This window comes from Pseudomonas sp. NPDC089392 (genome assembly GCF_044749595.1).
In the GTDB taxonomy this organism is placed as follows: domain Bacteria; phylum Pseudomonadota; class Gammaproteobacteria; order Pseudomonadales; family Pseudomonadaceae; genus Aquipseudomonas.
Genome location: NZ_JBIVIF010000011.1, coordinates 1 through 15,640, shown reverse-complemented (window position 1 = coordinate 15,640; position 15,640 = coordinate 1). Strand labels below are relative to the sequence as shown.

Annotated in this window: 16 protein-coding genes; 7 read left to right on the top strand and 9 right to left on the bottom strand. The window is 62.7% G+C overall.

All coding sequences use genetic code 11. The features are described 5' to 3' along the window. The first annotated feature begins 27 nt into the window (after positions 1 to 27). Positions 28 to 1,560, top strand: a complete 1,533-nt coding sequence (gene nuoM, locus ACIP1G_RS12385; RefSeq protein WP_400737142.1) for an NADH-quinone oxidoreductase subunit M — start codon at positions 28 to 30, stop codon at positions 1,558 to 1,560. Between the two features lie 7 nt (positions 1,561 to 1,567). Continuing rightward, complete coding sequence (gene nuoN / locus ACIP1G_RS12380; RefSeq protein ID WP_025339926.1) at positions 1,568 to 3,037, top strand: NADH-quinone oxidoreductase subunit NuoN; 1,470 nt, start codon at positions 1,568 to 1,570, stop codon at positions 3,035 to 3,037. Positions 3,038 to 3,106: 69 nt separating this feature from the next. Here the strand turns inward: nuoN and ACIP1G_RS12375 are convergent, their stop codons facing one another. Continuing rightward, complete coding sequence (locus tag ACIP1G_RS12375; RefSeq protein WP_400737139.1) at positions 3,107 to 3,370, bottom strand: ogr/Delta-like zinc finger family protein; 264 nt, start codon at positions 3,368 to 3,370, stop codon at positions 3,107 to 3,109. A gap of 200 nt (positions 3,371 to 3,570) precedes the next feature. On the opposite strand from ACIP1G_RS12375, the gene ACIP1G_RS12370 reads away from it, so the two are divergent. Further along, on the top strand, positions 3,571 to 3,951 hold the full coding sequence (locus ACIP1G_RS12370; RefSeq protein WP_400737136.1) for a helix-turn-helix domain-containing protein: 381 nt from the start codon (positions 3,571 to 3,573) through the stop codon (positions 3,949 to 3,951). On the opposite strand, the gene ACIP1G_RS12365 is transcribed toward ACIP1G_RS12370, so the two are convergent. From ACIP1G_RS12365 to ACIP1G_RS12355, 3 genes are read right to left on the bottom strand one after another with little or no spacing between them, the layout of a single operon-like run. Next, positions 3,948 to 4,310 (bottom strand): hypothetical protein, encoded by a 363-nt coding sequence (locus ACIP1G_RS12365; RefSeq protein WP_400737133.1) that lies wholly within the window; start codon positions 4,308 to 4,310, stop codon positions 3,948 to 3,950. The genes ACIP1G_RS12370 and ACIP1G_RS12365 overlap by 4 nt on opposite strands. Continuing rightward, on the bottom strand, positions 4,303 to 4,650 hold the full coding sequence (locus ACIP1G_RS12360; RefSeq protein ID WP_400737130.1) for a head completion/stabilization protein: 348 nt from the start codon (positions 4,648 to 4,650) through the stop codon (positions 4,303 to 4,305). The genes ACIP1G_RS12365 and ACIP1G_RS12360 overlap by 8 nt, the downstream gene beginning before the upstream one ends. Before the next feature lie 11 nt (positions 4,651 to 4,661). Continuing rightward, on the bottom strand, positions 4,662 to 4,910 hold the full coding sequence (locus ACIP1G_RS12355) for a helix-turn-helix transcriptional regulator (protein WP_133974121.1): 249 nt from the start codon (positions 4,908 to 4,910) through the stop codon (positions 4,662 to 4,664). A gap of 220 nt (positions 4,911 to 5,130) precedes the next feature. Between ACIP1G_RS12355 and ACIP1G_RS12350 the strand changes: the two genes are divergently transcribed. Then, positions 5,131 to 7,197: a TonB-dependent receptor family protein gene (locus ACIP1G_RS12350; RefSeq protein WP_400737127.1), complete on the top strand. Its 2,067-nt coding sequence runs from the start codon at positions 5,131 to 5,133 to the stop codon at positions 7,195 to 7,197. A 173-nt stretch (positions 7,198 to 7,370) separates the two neighbouring features. On the opposite strand, the gene chrR is transcribed toward ACIP1G_RS12350, so the two are convergent. Next, the gene (chrR, locus tag ACIP1G_RS12345; RefSeq protein ID WP_400737125.1) at positions 7,371 to 7,931 is read right to left on the bottom strand and encodes a class I chromate reductase ChrR; all 561 of its coding nucleotides are present in this window, start codon (positions 7,929 to 7,931) and stop codon (positions 7,371 to 7,373) included. 157 nt (positions 7,932 to 8,088) lie between these two features. On the opposite strand from chrR, the gene ACIP1G_RS12340 reads away from it, so the two are divergent. Then, positions 8,089 to 8,307, top strand: a complete 219-nt coding sequence (locus ACIP1G_RS12340) for a hypothetical protein (protein ID WP_346643306.1) — start codon at positions 8,089 to 8,091, stop codon at positions 8,305 to 8,307. Here the strand turns inward: ACIP1G_RS12340 and ACIP1G_RS12335 are convergent. From ACIP1G_RS12335 to ACIP1G_RS12320, 4 genes are all read right to left on the bottom strand, one after another. After that, positions 8,291 to 10,540, bottom strand: a complete 2,250-nt coding sequence (locus ACIP1G_RS12335) for an Orn/Lys/Arg decarboxylase N-terminal domain-containing protein (RefSeq protein WP_400737416.1) — start codon at positions 10,538 to 10,540, stop codon at positions 8,291 to 8,293. The two genes, ACIP1G_RS12340 and ACIP1G_RS12335, sit on opposite strands and share 17 nt — an antisense overlap. A 472-nt stretch (positions 10,541 to 11,012) precedes the next feature. Continuing rightward, positions 11,013 to 11,771: a DNA polymerase III subunit epsilon gene (gene dnaQ, locus ACIP1G_RS12330; RefSeq protein WP_400737122.1), complete on the bottom strand. Its 759-nt coding sequence runs from the start codon at positions 11,769 to 11,771 to the stop codon at positions 11,013 to 11,015. A gap of 51 nt (positions 11,772 to 11,822) precedes the next feature. Further along, positions 11,823 to 12,269: a ribonuclease HI gene (gene rnhA, locus ACIP1G_RS12325; protein ID WP_400737120.1), complete on the bottom strand. Its 447-nt coding sequence runs from the start codon at positions 12,267 to 12,269 to the stop codon at positions 11,823 to 11,825. Positions 12,270 to 12,284: 15 nt separating this feature from the next. After that, complete coding sequence (locus ACIP1G_RS12320) at positions 12,285 to 13,058, bottom strand: class I SAM-dependent methyltransferase (RefSeq protein ID WP_400737117.1); 774 nt, start codon at positions 13,056 to 13,058, stop codon at positions 12,285 to 12,287. A gap of 85 nt (positions 13,059 to 13,143) precedes the next feature. Here ACIP1G_RS12320 and gloB point away from each other — a divergent pair, with 85 nt between their 5' ends. Further along, on the top strand, positions 13,144 to 13,923 hold the full coding sequence (gene gloB / locus ACIP1G_RS12315) for a hydroxyacylglutathione hydrolase (protein ID WP_400737114.1): 780 nt from the start codon (positions 13,144 to 13,146) through the stop codon (positions 13,921 to 13,923). A gap of 100 nt (positions 13,924 to 14,023) precedes the next feature. Beyond that, entirely contained in the window at positions 14,024 to 15,454 is a 1,431-nt protein-coding gene (locus ACIP1G_RS12310) for a transglycosylase SLT domain-containing protein (protein ID WP_400737113.1), read from the top strand. Positions 15,455 to 15,640 lie beyond the last annotated feature (186 nt).

The window sequence follows — 15,640 nt, the reverse complement described above, 5'->3', positions numbered from 1 at the left end:
GACCCTGCAAAAGGAAACGAACCCGTCATGATTTTGCCTTGGCTGATCCTGATCCCCTTCATCGGCGGCTTCCTGTGCTGGCTGGGTGAGCGCTTCGGCGCCACCCTGCCGCGCTGGATTGCACTGCTGACCATGTCCCTGCTGCTCGGCATCGGCCTGTGGCTGTGGGCTAACGGCGACTACACCCTCGCGCCCGCTCCGGGCGCCGAACCTGCCTGGGCCGTGGAATACAAAGTCCAGTGGATCCAGCGCTTCGGCATCAGCATCCACCTGGCCCTCGACGGCCTGTCGCTGCTGATGATCCTGCTCACCGGCCTGCTCGGTGTGCTGTCGGTACTGTGCTCCTGGAAAGAAATCCAGCGCCACGTCGGCTTCTTCCACCTCAACCTGATGTGGATCCTCGGCGGCGTGGTCGGTGTGTTCCTGGCCCTGGACCTGTTCCTGTTCTTCTTCTTCTGGGAAATGATGCTGGTGCCGATGTACTTCCTCATCGCGCTCTGGGGTCACAGTTCGTCAGACGGCAAGAAGACCCGGATCTACGCGGCGACCAAGTTCTTCATCTTCACCCAGGCCAGCGGCCTGATCATGCTGGTGGCGATCCTGGGCCTGGTGCTGTTCAACTACAACACCACTGGCGTGCTCACCTTCAACTACAGCGACCTGCTCAAGGCCGAGCTGCCGGCTGGCGTCGAGTACGTGCTGATGCTGGGCTTCTTCATTGCCTTCGCGGTGAAGCTGCCGGTGGTGCCGTTCCACTCCTGGCTGCCTGACGCTCACGCCCAGGCGCCGACCGCAGGTTCCGTGGACCTGGCCGGTATCTTGCTGAAGACGGCGGCCTATGGCCTGCTGCGCTTTGCCCTGCCGCTGTTCCCCAACGCCTCGGCCGAGTTCGCGCCAATCGCCATGACCCTGGGCCTGATCGGTATCTTCTACGGTGCCTTCCTGGCCTTTGCGCAAACCGACATCAAGCGCCTGATCGCCTTCTCCAGCGTCTCGCACATGGGCTTCGTGCTGATCGGTATCTACTCCGGCAGCCAGCAAGCCCTGCAAGGCGCGGTGATCCAGATGCTGGCCCACGGCCTGTCGGCTGCCGCGCTGTTCATCCTGTCCGGCCAGCTGTACGAGCGCCTGCACACCCGTGACATGCGTCAGATGGGTGGCCTGTGGCACCGCATCGCCTACCTGCCAGCCATCAGCCTGTTCTTTGCTGCCGCTTCGCTCGGCCTGCCGGGTACCGGCAACTTTGTGGGTGAGTTCCTGATCCTGATCGGCAGCTTCGCCCATGTGCCATGGATCACCGTAATCGCCACCACTGGCCTGGTGTTCGGTTCGGTCTACTCGCTGATCATGATCCACCGCGCCTACTTCGGTCCGGCCAAGGCCGACACCGTGCTGGCCGGCATGGACGGTCGCGAGATGATCATGGTGCTGGGCCTGGCGGCACTGCTGATCCTGCTGGGCGTGTATCCGCAGCCGTTCCTCGACACCTCTGCCGCCACCATGAGTGGTGTGCAGCAGTGGCTCGGTTCCGCTTTCACTCAACTCGCTTCGGCCCGGTAAGAGCGCTATGGAATTCACCACTCAACACTTCATCGCATTGGCGCCGATGCTGATCACCACCATCACCACAGTGGTGGTGATGCTGGCGATCGCCTGGAAGCGCAACCACTCGCAGACCTTCCTGCTGTCCACCGTGGGCCTCAACCTGGCCCTGCTGTCGATCCTGCCGGCGCTGAAGGTCGCGCCGTTGGCGGTTACCCCGCTGATCACCATCGACAAGTTCGCCTGCCTGTACATGGCGATCATCCTGGTGGCCACGCTGGCCTGCGTCACCCTCGCCCACGCCTACCTTGGCGAAGGCTCCAAGGGCTTCCCGGGCAACCGTGAAGAACTGTACCTGCTGCTGCTGATGTCGGCCCTCGGTGGCCTGGTGCTGGTCAGCGCCAACCACCTGGCCGGCCTGTTCATCGGCCTGGAGCTGCTGTCGGTACCGGTCTACGGCCTGGTGGCGTATGCCTTCTTCAACAAGCGCTCGCTGGAAGCCGGCATCAAGTACATGGTGCTGTCGGCCGCAGGCTCCGCCTTCCTGCTGTTCGGCATGGCCCTGCTGTACGCCGACGCTGGCAGCCTGAGCTTCGACCAGATCGGCAAGGCCCTGGCCGCGACCAGCATGCCAAGCCTGGTGGCCCAATTGGGCCTGGGCATGATGCTGGTTGGCCTGGCCTTCAAGCTGTCGCTGGTACCGTTCCACCTGTGGACCCCGGACGTGTACGAAGGCGCCCCGGCACCGGTCGCCGCGTTCCTGGCTACCGCCAGCAAGGTGGCGGTGTTCGCCGTGGTCGTGCGCCTGTTCATGCTCTCCCCTGCTGCCAGCAGCGGCGTGCTGAGCACCGTGCTGGCCGTGATCGCAGTGGCCTCGATCCTGATCGGTAACCTGCTGGCACTGACCCAAAGCAACCTCAAGCGCCTGCTGGGTTACTCGTCCATCGCCCACTTCGGCTACCTGGTCATCGCCCTGGTCGCCAGCAAGGGCCTGGCCCTGGAAGCCATGGGCGTATACTTGGTCACCTACGTGATCACCAGCCTGGGCGCATTCGGTGTCATCACCCTGATGTCCTCGCCTTACGGCGGCCGTGACGCCGATGCGCTGTACGAGTACCGCGGCCTGTTCTGGCGCCGTCCGTACCTGACCGCGGTACTGACCGTGATGATGCTGTCGCTGGCGGGTATCCCGCTGACCGCCGGCTTCATCGGCAAGTTCTACATCATCGCCACCGGCGTCGAGTCGCACTTGTGGTGGCTGGTCGGTGCCCTGGTAATCGGTAGCGCCATCGGCGTGTACTACTACCTGCGCGTCATGGTCACCCTGTACCTGGTCGAACCGAACCTGCGTCGCCACGACGCCCCGCTGAAGTGGGAACAGCGCACCGGTGGCGTCATGCTGCTGGCCATCGCCATTCTCGCCTTCGTGCTGGGTGTCTACCCGCAACCGCTGCTGGAAATGGTCCAGCAAGCAGGCCTGCAACTGATCGGCTGATCGCCCCGGTAAAACAAAACACCCCGCTTATGCGGGGTGTTTTTTTATCTGCTCGGTGAGCATGATGGCTCATTCAGCAGGGCTGCCCTGCCCCGCACCCGGCAGCGCCGCCTTGCGCAAATCACCATTGGCTGAAGGCAGGTAGACTTCCGGGTTGGGCATGCCGCTAGGTGAAAGCTCATGGGTCATTTCGAACTCGGCACGCACTGACCAGCCACACGCTTCAGTTGTGCATTGCAAGTAAGCGATCCGCAGGAAAATATGGCGCCCTTCACTGGTGCGTATGCGCATCCGGCTGTGGCAATGCGGGCAAACCAGCTTGTAAGTACTCACGACAAGTACCTGCAAGCATTGTTCAGCTTCATCTTCTGTGAGAAGGGTCGCTTGGTTGTGTCAGTATTAACTGCAAATGTGGATCTATTCTTCAGTTTGATGTTGCTCATTGCTGAAATGCTCCTTGAAACGCAGGGCTGTATTCATAACGAGTAGTTTAAGCCCATGGAATATCATTAAACCAGTCATGGATATTTGTTATGAGTACTCACGTACTTGCTGCGGTGCTCACGCGCCTTAAGCTTCTCACCGGCGCCCAGTCCGATGCCGACCTGTCCCGTGCGCTGTCGATCAGCCCGCAGACGCTCAGCAGTTGGAAGGTTCGCAACAACATCCCATACTCACTCTGCATAGACGTAGCCAGGCAACATGCGTGCTCGCTGGACTGGTTGTTGCTGGGCGAGGCGCAACAGCACCCTGCATGCCAATGTGAAGCAGGCTGGGAGGGCGACATGCTTGAGCGGCTGCGCACGTTGTCACCAGGCGATCGCCAGGCCATCCTGCTGTTTATCAAGGACAAGCAACGCATCCAGCAACTGGAACAGCAGCTAAGTGAGCTTGGCGGGGCGGCCATTGGCTAACCCCGTCGGCGCCAGCGCTGGATGAGCTCACGCGGGTCCAGCGTATCCACCCAGACCATGACCTTGAGGCTGATGGGGATCACCACCACCGCAGCCACGAATGCGGCCATGCCGCGGGTCAGCAGAGGCACCAATGACGAAACCAGCGGCTCGAACAAGTGGCCCACACCCACGGTCACGAACACCAGCAGCAGTTTCTTGCCCAGCGTCAAACGCCTGGCCTTATTGGTGATCAACCGGTCGCGCGCCGCGCTCACCAGCAAAGCCCCCAGCAACGCTGCGAACAGCACATTGCCGTCTTCTCCTACAAGCTCCACCATTGCCGGGGTCAAGCCGTCGAGAATCCATTTTTCAGGCAAGGCCCACCTCCCGGCGCGCTGCGCGCAGGTAAGCGGTCGACCCCAGGCTATACATGACCGCCGCCTCGACAAAACGGATGTAGCACACGCGCAAAGCACGCCCATGGTCATGCCCGGCCACATCCTCAAGGCGCTTGTAACCCCGCTCACGCAACACTGCACGCCAACGGGCGAATTCGCGTGCCGCGTCAATCGCGGCGCAGCGTGCAGCCACTTCCAGCGCGGCGTCACTGACCGGTTGCGGCAGGTTCAGGCGCTGACGCAACCTGCAAAGGTCCACTCGTGGCCAGAACGGGTCATGGCAATCGGCAAAACGCGGAAACAGCGAATCATTGCTCATCCATCACCCCCTCACTGCTCGGCCAGCATGCCGTAGCGAATGGCCTTGATCACCGCCGCCACCCGGGTGGGCACATCGAATTTGCGCAGGATGTTGGACACGTGGAAGTTCACCGTCGATTCCTTGCACGCCAGGATCTGGCCTATTTCCCACGAGCTTTTACCGTAGGCACACCACAACAGCACTTGCTGTTCACGTGGCGTCAGGCGAACCGGGGCGTCCGCCAAGGGTTGCTGCGAGTGTCGAGCGTTGTCAGTCATGTTCGTACTCCACGGGTGATTGAGCGAGGCATCGCTGCCGATCTGCAGTCACCTTACGAAGCACAGACTGCCCGCCTCCACTGCCGCGGCTTGTAAAGAACTTTCGTACAAAACCGTCTGACGAAGGCTGCACGAAATTTGCCGACTTTCTTCGTGCTCCAAGCGGCATTTCGCTCGTCTCAACGCCGTTGTCCATTCGCCTTTCGCCTGGAGTCGTACAATGCGTCGCGTTTTGCCCCTATCGTCCTGCCTTGGCTTGCTGGCAGCTTTCAGTGCCACCCAGCCCGCCCTGGCAGCCTCTTCGGTCGAGTTGGGCCAGGTGCTGATCACCGATGAGGAGCAGAACGACCTGACGGCAGCCAGCGAACGCCTGCGCGAAGTGCCGGGCGCAAGCAACCTGGTGGACTTGCAGCGCGTAGGGCAAGGCCGGGTGGCCAGCAATCAGGACGTGTTGGCCTACCAGCCGGGGGTGTTCGCTCAGTCAGCGGGCAACGACGGCATCAAACTGTCGATCCGCGGCTCGGGCATCAACCGCGCGCCGGGGGCCCACGGCTCCGGTGTGTACACGATGTTCGATGGCCTGCCGCTGACCGGCCCGGGTGGTACCCCCTACGAGCTGTTCGAGCCGCTGTGGCTGAGCCGTGCCGAAGTGCTGCGCGGCGCCAATGGCTTCGACCAGGGCGCGCTGGCACTGGGTGGCGCGATCAATTACGTCACCCACACCGGCTACGACGCCGCGCCGCTGCAAGTACGCTACGAAGTCGGCAGCCGCGGCTACCAGCACCGGCACATCAGCTCGGGGCAGGTACTGGGCAACCTCGACTACTACGTGGCCCTGACCGATTCGGAATACGACGGCTACCAGGATCACAGCAGCGGCAGCGCCAAGGGCGTTGCCGCCAATGTCGGTTACCGCTTCAACCCGAACCTGGAAACCCGCTTCTACCTGCGCTACCGGGAAACCGAAAACGAGCTGGCCGGGCGCCTGACCAAAGACCAGATCAAGCACCACCCACGCGCAGCCAACCCGGCCTATCTGGCCCGCGACGACAGCCGCCCGCAGCCGGGCAGCACCTGGGTCGGCAACAAGACCACCTTCTACCTCGACGACGATGCACGCCTGGAAGCCGGCCTGGTCTATCACGACTACCCGATGGACTTGCGCGAAGGCCCGATGCGCCTGAAGGTGGCGTACACCGATGTCAGTGGCACGCTGAACTACATCCGCCGCAACACCCTGTTCGGGCATGAGAGCAAGACCACCATTGGCTGGCGTACTACCAAACACCTGCCCAACAGTGGCGCGTCGCAGTTTGCGCGCAATGGCGACGTATTCGGTGCACGTAGCCGTGACTTCACCTACCAGGGTTCGGATACGGTGCTGCATGTGGGCAACGACCTGGAACTGGTCCCCGATCTGTGGCTGACCACAGGTCTGGCAATGATCTATACCCGCCGCGAAAGTGATGTCACTTACCACCCTGCCGGAGGCGGCAAAGTGAGCCAGCATGACTGGGACTATGCGCCGCGCCTGGGGCTACGCTACGACATCAGCCCGGACTTGCAGGTGTACGGCAACCTGAGCCGCTCGGTCGAACCTCCCCATCCCTGGGCCCTGATCTGGAGCGCGCCCACAGCCAACCAGCCGATCGAAATGCAAAACCAGACAGCCACCACGCTGGAACTGGGCACACGCGGCGAATCGACCTTGGGGCATTGGGACCTGGCGTGGTACTACTCGCAAGTTCGCCATGAATTGCTGGCAGTGGAAATCGTGCAAGGCGCTCCGGCCAAGGAATTCAACGCCAGCGCTACCGTGCACCAAGGCGTGGAAGCCGGCCTCGACAACACCCTGTGGGAACGTGCCGGTACCGGCAAGCTCAGCTTGCGCCAGGCCTACGCCTTCAGCGACTTTCACTACCGTGATGACGACAAGTTCGGCGACAACCGCCTGCCCGGCATCCCCATGCACTATTACCAGGCCGAGCTGCGCTACGACTGGCCAAGCGGCTTCTATGCCGGGGTGAATACGCAGATGGCGTCGAAGGTGCAGGTGGACTACGCCAACAGCTACTACGCCGACGAATATGCCTTGCTAGGTGCGCGCCTGGGGTGGGACTCACCGAAGCAGGACTGGCAGACCTGGCTGGACCTGCGCAACCTTACCAACAAGCGTTATGCGGCGACGGTGACACCTGGCTACAACGATGCTGGAAAGGATGAGGCCCGCTCAACACCGGGCGAAGGCTTTGCTGTATACGCCGGGGTTTCCTACAGCTTCCGCTAGTTCGCTGCGCACAGCTTTTTGTAGGAGCGGCCTTGTGTCGCGAAAGGGCCGCAAAGCGGCCCCAGGATTTCAGCTTTAAATGCAAAAATTGCTGGGGCCGCGTTGCGGCCCTTTCGCGACACAAGGCCGCTCCTACAGGGATCGTGCGCTCAGCAATGTTTGCTCAAGGCAAGTCAAACCGCCCGGTTCAACTTCACCCACGAAGCAAACTTGTCGACAAACGCCTGCAAGAACGGCCGGGTCTTGTCGTTGAGCTTGCCCGAGTCCTCAAACAGGCTCGCCGCGCCACCGATATAGGCTTCGGGCATCTGCATGCACGGCATGTCCAGGAACACCAGCGACTGGCGCACCGCATGGTTGGCGCCAAAGCCACCAACGGCCCCTGGCGACACACTCACCACTGCCGTCGGCTTGCCACTCCAGGCGCTTTGCCCGTAGGGCCGTGAACCTACATCGATGGCGTTCTTCAAGCAGCCCGGCACCGAGCGGTTGTATTCCGGCGTAACGAACAGCACCGCATCACTGCGGCGGATTTCCTCACGAAAACGCTTCCACGCCTCCGGCGGCGCCTCGGCCTCGACATCCTCGTTGTACAGCGGCAGGTCGCCAATCTCGACAATCTTCAGGGCAAGGCTGGACGGCGCCAGCTCCGAAATTGCGCGGGCGACCTTGCGGTTGTAAGACTCCTTGCGCAAGCTACCGACGACAACCGCTACCGAATACACCTGGCTCATGGCAATTTCCAACCTTTGCTGGGTAAAGGGACGTTGTAGTTATAGATGACCGTTCCTCGGCGCTTTGGTTTTTTTTCCTTGCAGCGAAAACTTCCAACGCTGTTTTGCGGTCTATGCCCACAGACATTTCCTACGTAATTCAGAGGTTTCCACCCAAATGGCAGCAGTAATGGTCGGCCAGTTCCACGCCCGTGACGCCGAAGGCCGCATCTACCCCGTGCACGAGTTCCAGGAGTCCACCCTGCAACTCGACGGCAGCACGCAGGGAGCCCCCATCACCACCTACCGCCTGGCCATCGGCGACAAGGTCAACCACCTGGGTGAAAACCGCTTCGAACTGGCACGCAGCGGCGTCGAGATCACACGCATTCCGTAATGCAGTCCACAGTGTAACGGCCGCTTTCGTTCTGCAGGCCGTGCACGTCGGCGACAAAACCGGGGAAGCCCTGGTTGAACGCCCGGGCGAAGGCCAGGTAATCGAGTATCGAGCGGGTCGCCTCGGTGAACCGCTCCCCCGGCATGATCAACGGAATGCCGGGCGGGTACGGCACCAGCATTACCGCCGCCACCCGCCCCAGCAGCGCCTCGATCGGCACCGCCTCTACCTCGCCGCGCACCATCTGGTCATAGGCCCGGGCCGGGCTCACGGCCACCTCCGGCAAGCGCGTGAACAGCCGTTTCAGCTGCTTGGCCGTGGCATTGGTGCGGTAACAGCCATGCAACTGGTCGCACAGGTCGCGCAGGCCCATGCCCTGGTAGCGTGAGGCATCGACAGCTACCACACTGGGCAGGCAAGTGCTCAGGGCGGTATTACCGTCATAGTGGCGCTTGAACTCCAGCAACTCGGTGAGCAAGGTGCTCCACTTGCCCTTGGTGATACCCATGGAGAACAGCACCAGGAAGCTGTACAGGCCGGTTTTTTCCACCACCAGCCCCCGCTCCCAAAGGAACTTGCTGACCACCGCAGCCGGGATGCCATGCTCCCCCAACACCCCGCCCGCACTCAGGCCAGGCATCACCAGGGTCACCTTGAGCGGGTCCAGCAGCACATAGTCCTGCGCCACCTCGCCAAAGCCATGCCACTCCGCCCCCGGCTGCAGCAGCCAGCCCTGCGCGGCCAGGCAATGGATGCCTTCGGCGGTAGGCGGCTGCCAAATACTGAACCACCAGTCTTCCGCGGCAATGTGCTCGCGCAGGTTGGCCAGGGCCCGGCGAAAGCTTAGCGCCTCGTCAAACATCTCCTGCAGCAGCGAGCGCCCGGCCGGGCCTTCCATCATCGTCGAAGCCACGTCCAGCGAGGCGAGGATGCTGTATTGCGGCGACGTCGAGATGTGCATCATGAACGCTTCGTTGAAGCGGTCCCGGTCCAGCTGGCGCCTGGCCCCGTCCTGCACATGGATCATCGAGGCCTGGCTGAACGCGGCCAGCAGCTTGTGGGTGGAATGGGTGCTGAACACCAGTGGGCTGTCTGAGGCGCAGGCAGTGCCCATGGCATAGCGCCCGGTGAAGAACTCGTGAAACGCCGCATAAGCGAACCAGGCCTCGTCAAAGTGCAACACCTCGACACTGGCGCCCAGGGTCTGCTTGATCAGCCCGGCGTGGTAACACAGGCCGTCGTAAGTGGAGTTGGTCACCACTGCCAGCTTGATACGCTGCCCGCGATCACGGGCAAGCGGGTTGGCCTGGATCTTCGCCTGGATCGCCTCGGCGCTGAACTCGCTGAGCGGGATCGGCCCGATGATGCCCAGCTCGTTGCGCTCGGGGCACAGGTACAGCGGAATGGCACCGGTCATGATGATCGCGTGCACCACCGACTTGTGGCAGTTGCGGTCCACTAGCACCAGGTCGTCGCGGCCGACCATGGCATGCCAGACAATTTTGTTGGCCGTGGAGGTGCCGTTGATGACGAAGAACGTATGGTCGGCACCGAAGTTGAGCGCGGCCTTGGCCTCGGCTTCGGCCAGCGGGCCGGTATGGTCGAGCAGCGAGCCCAGCTCCGGCACGGAAACAGACAGGTCCGAGCGCAGGGTATTTTCCCCAAAGAACTGGTGAAAGGCCTGGCCGACCGGGCTTTTGCGGTAGGCCACGCCGCCACCGTGGCCTGGGGTGTGCCAGGAATAGTTGGACTGCGCGGTGTGTTGCACCAGGGCCTTGAAGAACGGTGGCAGCAGGCCATCGAGGTAGATGTGTGCGGCACGCGCCACCTGGCGGGCCAGAAACGGCACGGTATCCTCGAACAGGTAGAGGATGCCGCGCAGCTGGTTGAGCTCGCTCATGGCCTCGGCGGGGGCGTTTTCCAGGGTGACCTGCTCGCCCAGGGCGAAAATCGGCAGACTGGGTGCGCGCAGGCGGGCCAGGCGGATCAGCTCGGCCATGTTCTGCAGCAGGTGGGTATTCTCGCCGGCGCCTTCGGCGGCGATCAGCATGCAGGCCAGGCCGTGGTGGGTGGCGGCGACCAGGCGCGCTTCGGCGTAGTCGGCAGCCTTGATGATGGTGAAGCCGTCCTGGCCAAGCTCATCGGCAATGCCCCGCACACGCTCGCCGGCGACACTGTCGGCCTTGATGGCGCGGTGGACGATGAGGATGGGGAACTTGAGGTCCTTGTACATCAGGTGGCTACCTCCGAAGGACATGGCGTCCATTTCAGGGTAGTTGAGGTGTCTGACTCAAGTGTTGAGGTGGTGCGTAAATCGAGCGCCGCAGGTGTTCACCGAAACATTTTCAGCGCCTAGGAGATCGAGCGCCGTAGGTGTTCACCGCAACATTTTCAGCGCCTAGGAGATCGAGCGCCGCCCGCGCGGCGCTTCGCGGCTAAAGCCGCTCCTACGTTTGTTTCGGGCCAATTATGCCTGTGGGATTTGTGCGCGAACGCCTTGGCGCATGGCTCGATATCGCGTCGTACAAACAAGGCGGTCGCGCGCGCCTGGCACAGGCGATACTGGCCAGAAACAAACGTAGGAGCGGCTTTAGCCGCGAAGCGCCGCGCGGGCGGCGCTCGATCTCATAGGCGCTGAAAATGTTTCGGCGAACACTTGGCGGCGCTCGATCTCACAGGCGCCACACAACCCACGACAGACAAAACTAGCCAGCAGGCGCCTCGGTCAAAACCTGCCACATCGAAGGCCCACCCGCCGACTTGGCAACCGCCGCCAACCGCTCGGCATGCGCCTCAAGCTCTTCGGCACTGGCCATGATCACCCGCCCTGGCGCACGCCCGGTAATCCGGCGGATCTCGCTACCACCAGCCCCCTGCCCGTCACCTTCGGCATCTGCGCCATGCCCAGCCAGCGACAGGCTGGTCTGGCCACCGGTCATCGCCAGGTAGACGTCAGCCAGCAGTTCCGAGTCGAGCAGTGCGCCGTGCAGCTCACGGCCCGAGTTGTCGATGTCGTAGCGTTTGCACAGCGCATCCAGGCTGTTGCGCTGCCCCGGGTGGCGCGAGCGCGCCAGCAGCAAGGTATCGAGGATGGTGCAGTACTGCGAAGCGTCCGCGCGACCCTGCTGGCCCAGCAAGGCGAATTCGTTGTTGATGAAGCCAACGTCGAACGCCGCGTTGTGGATGACCAGCGTGGCGCCCTGGATGAACTCGAAGAACTCATCGGCAACATCACCAAAGCGCGGTTTGCCGACCAGGAAGGCATCGGTGATGCCGTGGACGTTGATCGCGCCCTCGTCACTCTCGCGGTCCGGCTGCAGGTAGACGTGGAAGTGCCGCCCGGTCAAGCGCCGGCCGATAACCTCGACACAGCCGATCTCGATGATGCGGTGTCCTTCGCCAACCGGCATACCCGTGGTTTCGGTATCGAGAATGACGAACCGTTTATCTTGCTGCTGCTCCACGCGGGGCGCTCCAACTTACATCAGTTACAAAGGCCGCGATTGTACCCCAGCTCAACGCTGGGCGCGCAGTTCATCGACCCCACGGTTGGCCAGCTGGTCGGCGCGTTCGTTGCCAGGGTGGCCGATATGGCCGCGCACCCACTTCCAGGTCACCTTGTGGCGGTTGACCTGCTCATCCAGCTGCTGCCACAGGTCGGCGTTCTTCACCGGCTCCTTGGCCGCGGTTTTCCAGCCGCGCTTCTTCCAGTTGACCATCCACTCGTTGATGCCCTTCATCACGTACTGCGAGTCGGTGGTCAACACCACTTCGCATTCGCGCTTCAACGACATCAGGCCCTGGATCGCCGCCATCAGCTCCATGCGGTTGTTGGTGGTATCACGCTCGCCGCCCCACAGTTCCTTCTCGACGCCCTTGTAGATCATCAGGACGCCCCAGCCACCCGGGCCTGGATTGCCCTTGCAGGCACCATCAGTAAACATCTCGACGCTATCGCTCATGTACCACTCTTGAATTCAGTGCTTGTCAGTATCGGGGTTGGCCGCGGTGCGGTTGACCTTGGCCAGTGGCAGCGGCAGCAGCTTGCCCATGGGTTCGCGGCGCTCCTGGCGCAACGGCCGCAGGCCGACCACCATCTTGCGCGCCACCAGCAGGTATACCCCGCCACCAGAGCCTTGCCAGTCGCCGGCCAGCCGTTCCCAGCCCTCCAGGCGTTGCTGCCAGGCCGGTGAGGCAAGCGGCGGACGATAGCACCCGAAGCGGCGTTTCTCCAGCGCGAAGCCCAGCAGGTTGAGCCAGTCGCCCACCCGCGACGGCGAGATGCAGCGGGCCTTGCGCAAGGCGCCATGGCTGAAGAAATGGCGCATGCCCCAGCTGCTCCACGGATTGATCCCGACGATCAGCAGGTGCCCGCCGGGGCGCACGGCGCTGGCCGCTTCGCGTAGCAGGCCATGCGGTGACAGGCAGAAGTCCAGGCCATGCTGCAGCACCACCACGTCAGCGGCGTGTTCGCTCAGCGGCCAGGCCTGCTCCTCGCACACAATCTCCACCCCTGGCAGCGGCGCGCCGAGGCGCACGTTGCGCTGCACCTGGGGGGCGCTGGGCGGTGGCTCGGCGCAGGGCCCATAGTGCACAAGGTAACCGCCGAAGAAGCGCCCGAGCTCTTCTTCCAGCAGTTTTTCCTCCTCTTTGAGTATCAGCTGGCCGAGTGGGCCGTTGAACCACTCACGGGCCAGGCTGATCAGCTTGACCCAGTCCGGGTCGGCCTGGGCAAAGGCTTGGTCGGTCATTGCGCTCTCCCTCGAAGGTTCTCGCACCGCGCCATCGCGGCTAAGATGCCCTCATGTGCCACGCTAGGCGAATCGGATCCGCACCATGATACAGATCGATGCTCTCCCCGCTTTCTCCGACAACTACATCTGGTTGTTACAGGATACTGCCAAACGCCGCTGCGCGGTGGTCGACCCGGGTGATGCCGGCCCGGTGGAACGCTGGCTGACAGCCAACCCCGAGTGGGTATTGAGCGATATCCTCATCACCCACCACCACAACGACCATGTCGGCGGTGTGGAACGGCTCAAGCAACTGACCGGCGCGCGGGTGTGCGGCCCGGCCAATGAGCGTATACCTTGCCGTGACCTCGCGCTTGGCGAAGGCGACCAGCTGAACGTGCTGGGCGTGACCTTCCAGGTGCTGGCGGTGCCCGGCCACACGCTGGGGCATATCGCGTTCTTCAGCGACCAGCCGGCAACACCCGTGCTGTTCAGTGGCGACACCCTGTTCGCCGCCGGTTGCGGGCGCATGTTCGAGGGTACCCCCGAACAGATGCAGCCCGCCCTCGCCCGCCTGGCGGCCCTGCCAGAGCAGACCGAGGTGTACTGCGCCCACGAATACACCCTCAGCAACCTGCGTTTCGCCAAGGCGGTGGAACCGACCAACCCCCACGTTCAGCAGCGCTTCGAGGACGTTACCCGTTTGCGCGCCGACAATCGCATCACCTTGCCATCAACGATTGGCCTGGAGCGCCTGACCAACCCCTTCCTGCGTACCTCTGAAACATTAGTTAAACAAAAAGCAGACGAATGGAAGGGACATTCAAACCCTACGCATGTCGCTGTTTTTGCTGCCTTGAGGTCTTGGAAGGACACCTTCTGATAACCTCAAGATATATCGCAAATGATGGTCAAAGGTTGACCAGGCCCGGAGCGGTTTCTAGAATCGCCGAAATTTTTCGCCCGGATACCTGTGTCAGCCGATGTCTTCCCGTAGCCGCAGAACCTCTCATTCCGTCGCCCTGACGCGCCTGGCCCAAGTCAGTGCGCTGGCCCTGGCCGCCACCTTGGTGGGCTGCCAGAGCACCCGTCAGCTCGACGAATCCGATAGCGTTCGCGCGCACAACTACCAGGCGCGGATCAAGCACAAGCCTGCCCCGCTGCTGGTCAAGCCGGCCGAGCAGGCGCCACAGGACGTATGGGAGCGCATGCGCCAGGGCTTTGCCCTGCAGGACAGCATCGACGTCAACCCGCGCATCGAGCAGCAGCGCTTGTGGTTCGCCAGCAACCCGACCTTCATCGAAAGCGCCGGCGAGCGTGGCAGCCTCTACCTGCACTACATCGTCGAGCGCCTTGAAGAGCGCGACATGCCGCTGGAGCTGGCCCTGCTGCCAGCCATCGAAAGCGCCTACAACCCAATGGCCTATTCACGTGCCAGCGCTGCCGGCATGTGGCAGTTCATGCCCGCTACCGGTCGCCACTTCAACCTGCGCCAGACCAACTTCTACGATGGCCGCCGCGATGTCACCGCGTCGACCAACGCAGCGCTGGACTATTTGACCCGCCTGCACGACATGTTCAACGGTGACTGGCTGCTGGCCCTGGCGGCCTACAACGCCGGCGAAGGCACGGTCAGCCGCGCCATCGAGCGCAACGAACGGCTTGGCCTGCCAACCGACTACTGGAACCTGCCGCTGCCGCAGGAAACCCGTGACTACGTGCCCAAGCTGCTGGCCTTGTCGCAGGTGGTACTTACGCCTGAAGCCTATGGCGTGAACCTGAACCCGATCGCCAACGAGCCCTACTTCGAGGCGGTGGCCATCAACGACCGCCTCGACCTGTCGCGGGTGGCGGCGTTTGCCAATATCGACGAAGACGAGCTGATCCAGCTCAACCCGGCGTTCAAAAAACGCATGACCGTGGACGGCCCGAAGCAGTTGCTGGTACCGACTGCCAAAGCGCAACTGCTGAGCGACAGCCTGTCCAACCTCAAGCCCGAGCAGCTGGTCAGCCTGCAGCCGAACAAGGCCGTATTCGCCCGCGCCGTGGCCGAAACCAAAGCGCCGGCGGCGGCACGCAGCTACCGGGTCAAGCGCGGCGACAACCTGGTTGCCATCGCCAAGGCCAACCGCGTTTCGGTCAAGGACATCAAGCGCTGGAACCGCCTGTCCGGCAGCAACCTGCGCGCCGGCCAGGTGCTGGCCCTGCGCGGTGGCAATGCACCGAGCGCAGCCGGCAACCGGGTAGCTGCCTCCGCGCAGCGCTCCACCCAATACAAGGTGCGCAAAGGTGATTCGCTGTACCTGGTGGCCAAGCGCTTCAATGTGGAAATGAAGCACCTCAAGCGCTGGAACCCCCGCAGCGGCCACGCCCTCAAGCCAGGCCAGACCCTGACCGTCTACCTCTCGCATTGATGTAGTTACAGGGGCTGCTTTGCAGCCCATTCGCGGGCACGCCCGCTCCCCCAGCTTTTTCACAGCCATCAAGGCCGATGCTGTACCTGTGCAGGCTGTGTGAAAACCTGAAATTTTGAGCCAGCTCCTGCAAAATGCCCCGCATCAACGATGCGGGGCATTTTTCATGGCGTACATCCAGGGTGA

What these genes read in the sequence shown, in the direction of transcription:
- nuoM (WP_400737142.1), top strand. Translation starts at nt 28, where the DNA reads ATGATTTTGCCTTGGCTGATCCTGATCCCCTTCATCGGCGGCTTCCTG.
- nuoN (WP_025339926.1), top strand. Translation starts at nt 1,568, where the DNA reads ATGGAATTCACCACTCAACACTTCATCGCATTGGCGCCGATGCTGATC.
- ACIP1G_RS12370 (WP_400737136.1), top strand. Translation starts at nt 3,571, where the DNA reads ATGAGTACTCACGTACTTGCTGCGGTGCTCACGCGCCTTAAGCTTCTC.
- ACIP1G_RS12360 (WP_400737130.1), bottom strand. Translation starts at nt 4,650, where the DNA reads ATGAGCAATGATTCGCTGTTTCCGCGTTTTGCCGATTGCCATGACCCG.
- ACIP1G_RS12355 (WP_133974121.1), bottom strand. Translation starts at nt 4,910, where the DNA reads ATGACTGACAACGCTCGACACTCGCAGCAACCCTTGGCGGACGCCCCG.
- ACIP1G_RS12350 (WP_400737127.1), top strand. Translation starts at nt 5,131, where the DNA reads ATGCGTCGCGTTTTGCCCCTATCGTCCTGCCTTGGCTTGCTGGCAGCT.
- chrR (WP_400737125.1), bottom strand. Translation starts at nt 7,931, where the DNA reads ATGAGCCAGGTGTATTCGGTAGCGGTTGTCGTCGGTAGCTTGCGCAAG.
- ACIP1G_RS12340 (WP_346643306.1), top strand. Translation starts at nt 8,089, where the DNA reads ATGGCAGCAGTAATGGTCGGCCAGTTCCACGCCCGTGACGCCGAAGGC.
- ACIP1G_RS12335 (WP_400737416.1), bottom strand. Translation starts at nt 10,540, where the DNA reads ATGTACAAGGACCTCAAGTTCCCCATCCTCATCGTCCACCGCGCCATC.
- rnhA (WP_400737120.1), bottom strand. Translation starts at nt 12,269, where the DNA reads ATGAGCGATAGCGTCGAGATGTTTACTGATGGTGCCTGCAAGGGCAAT.
- ACIP1G_RS12320 (WP_400737117.1), bottom strand. Translation starts at nt 13,058, where the DNA reads ATGACCGACCAAGCCTTTGCCCAGGCCGACCCGGACTGGGTCAAGCTG.
- gloB (WP_400737114.1), top strand. Translation starts at nt 13,144, where the DNA reads ATGATACAGATCGATGCTCTCCCCGCTTTCTCCGACAACTACATCTGG.
- ACIP1G_RS12310 (WP_400737113.1), top strand. Translation starts at nt 14,024, where the DNA reads ATGTCTTCCCGTAGCCGCAGAACCTCTCATTCCGTCGCCCTGACGCGC.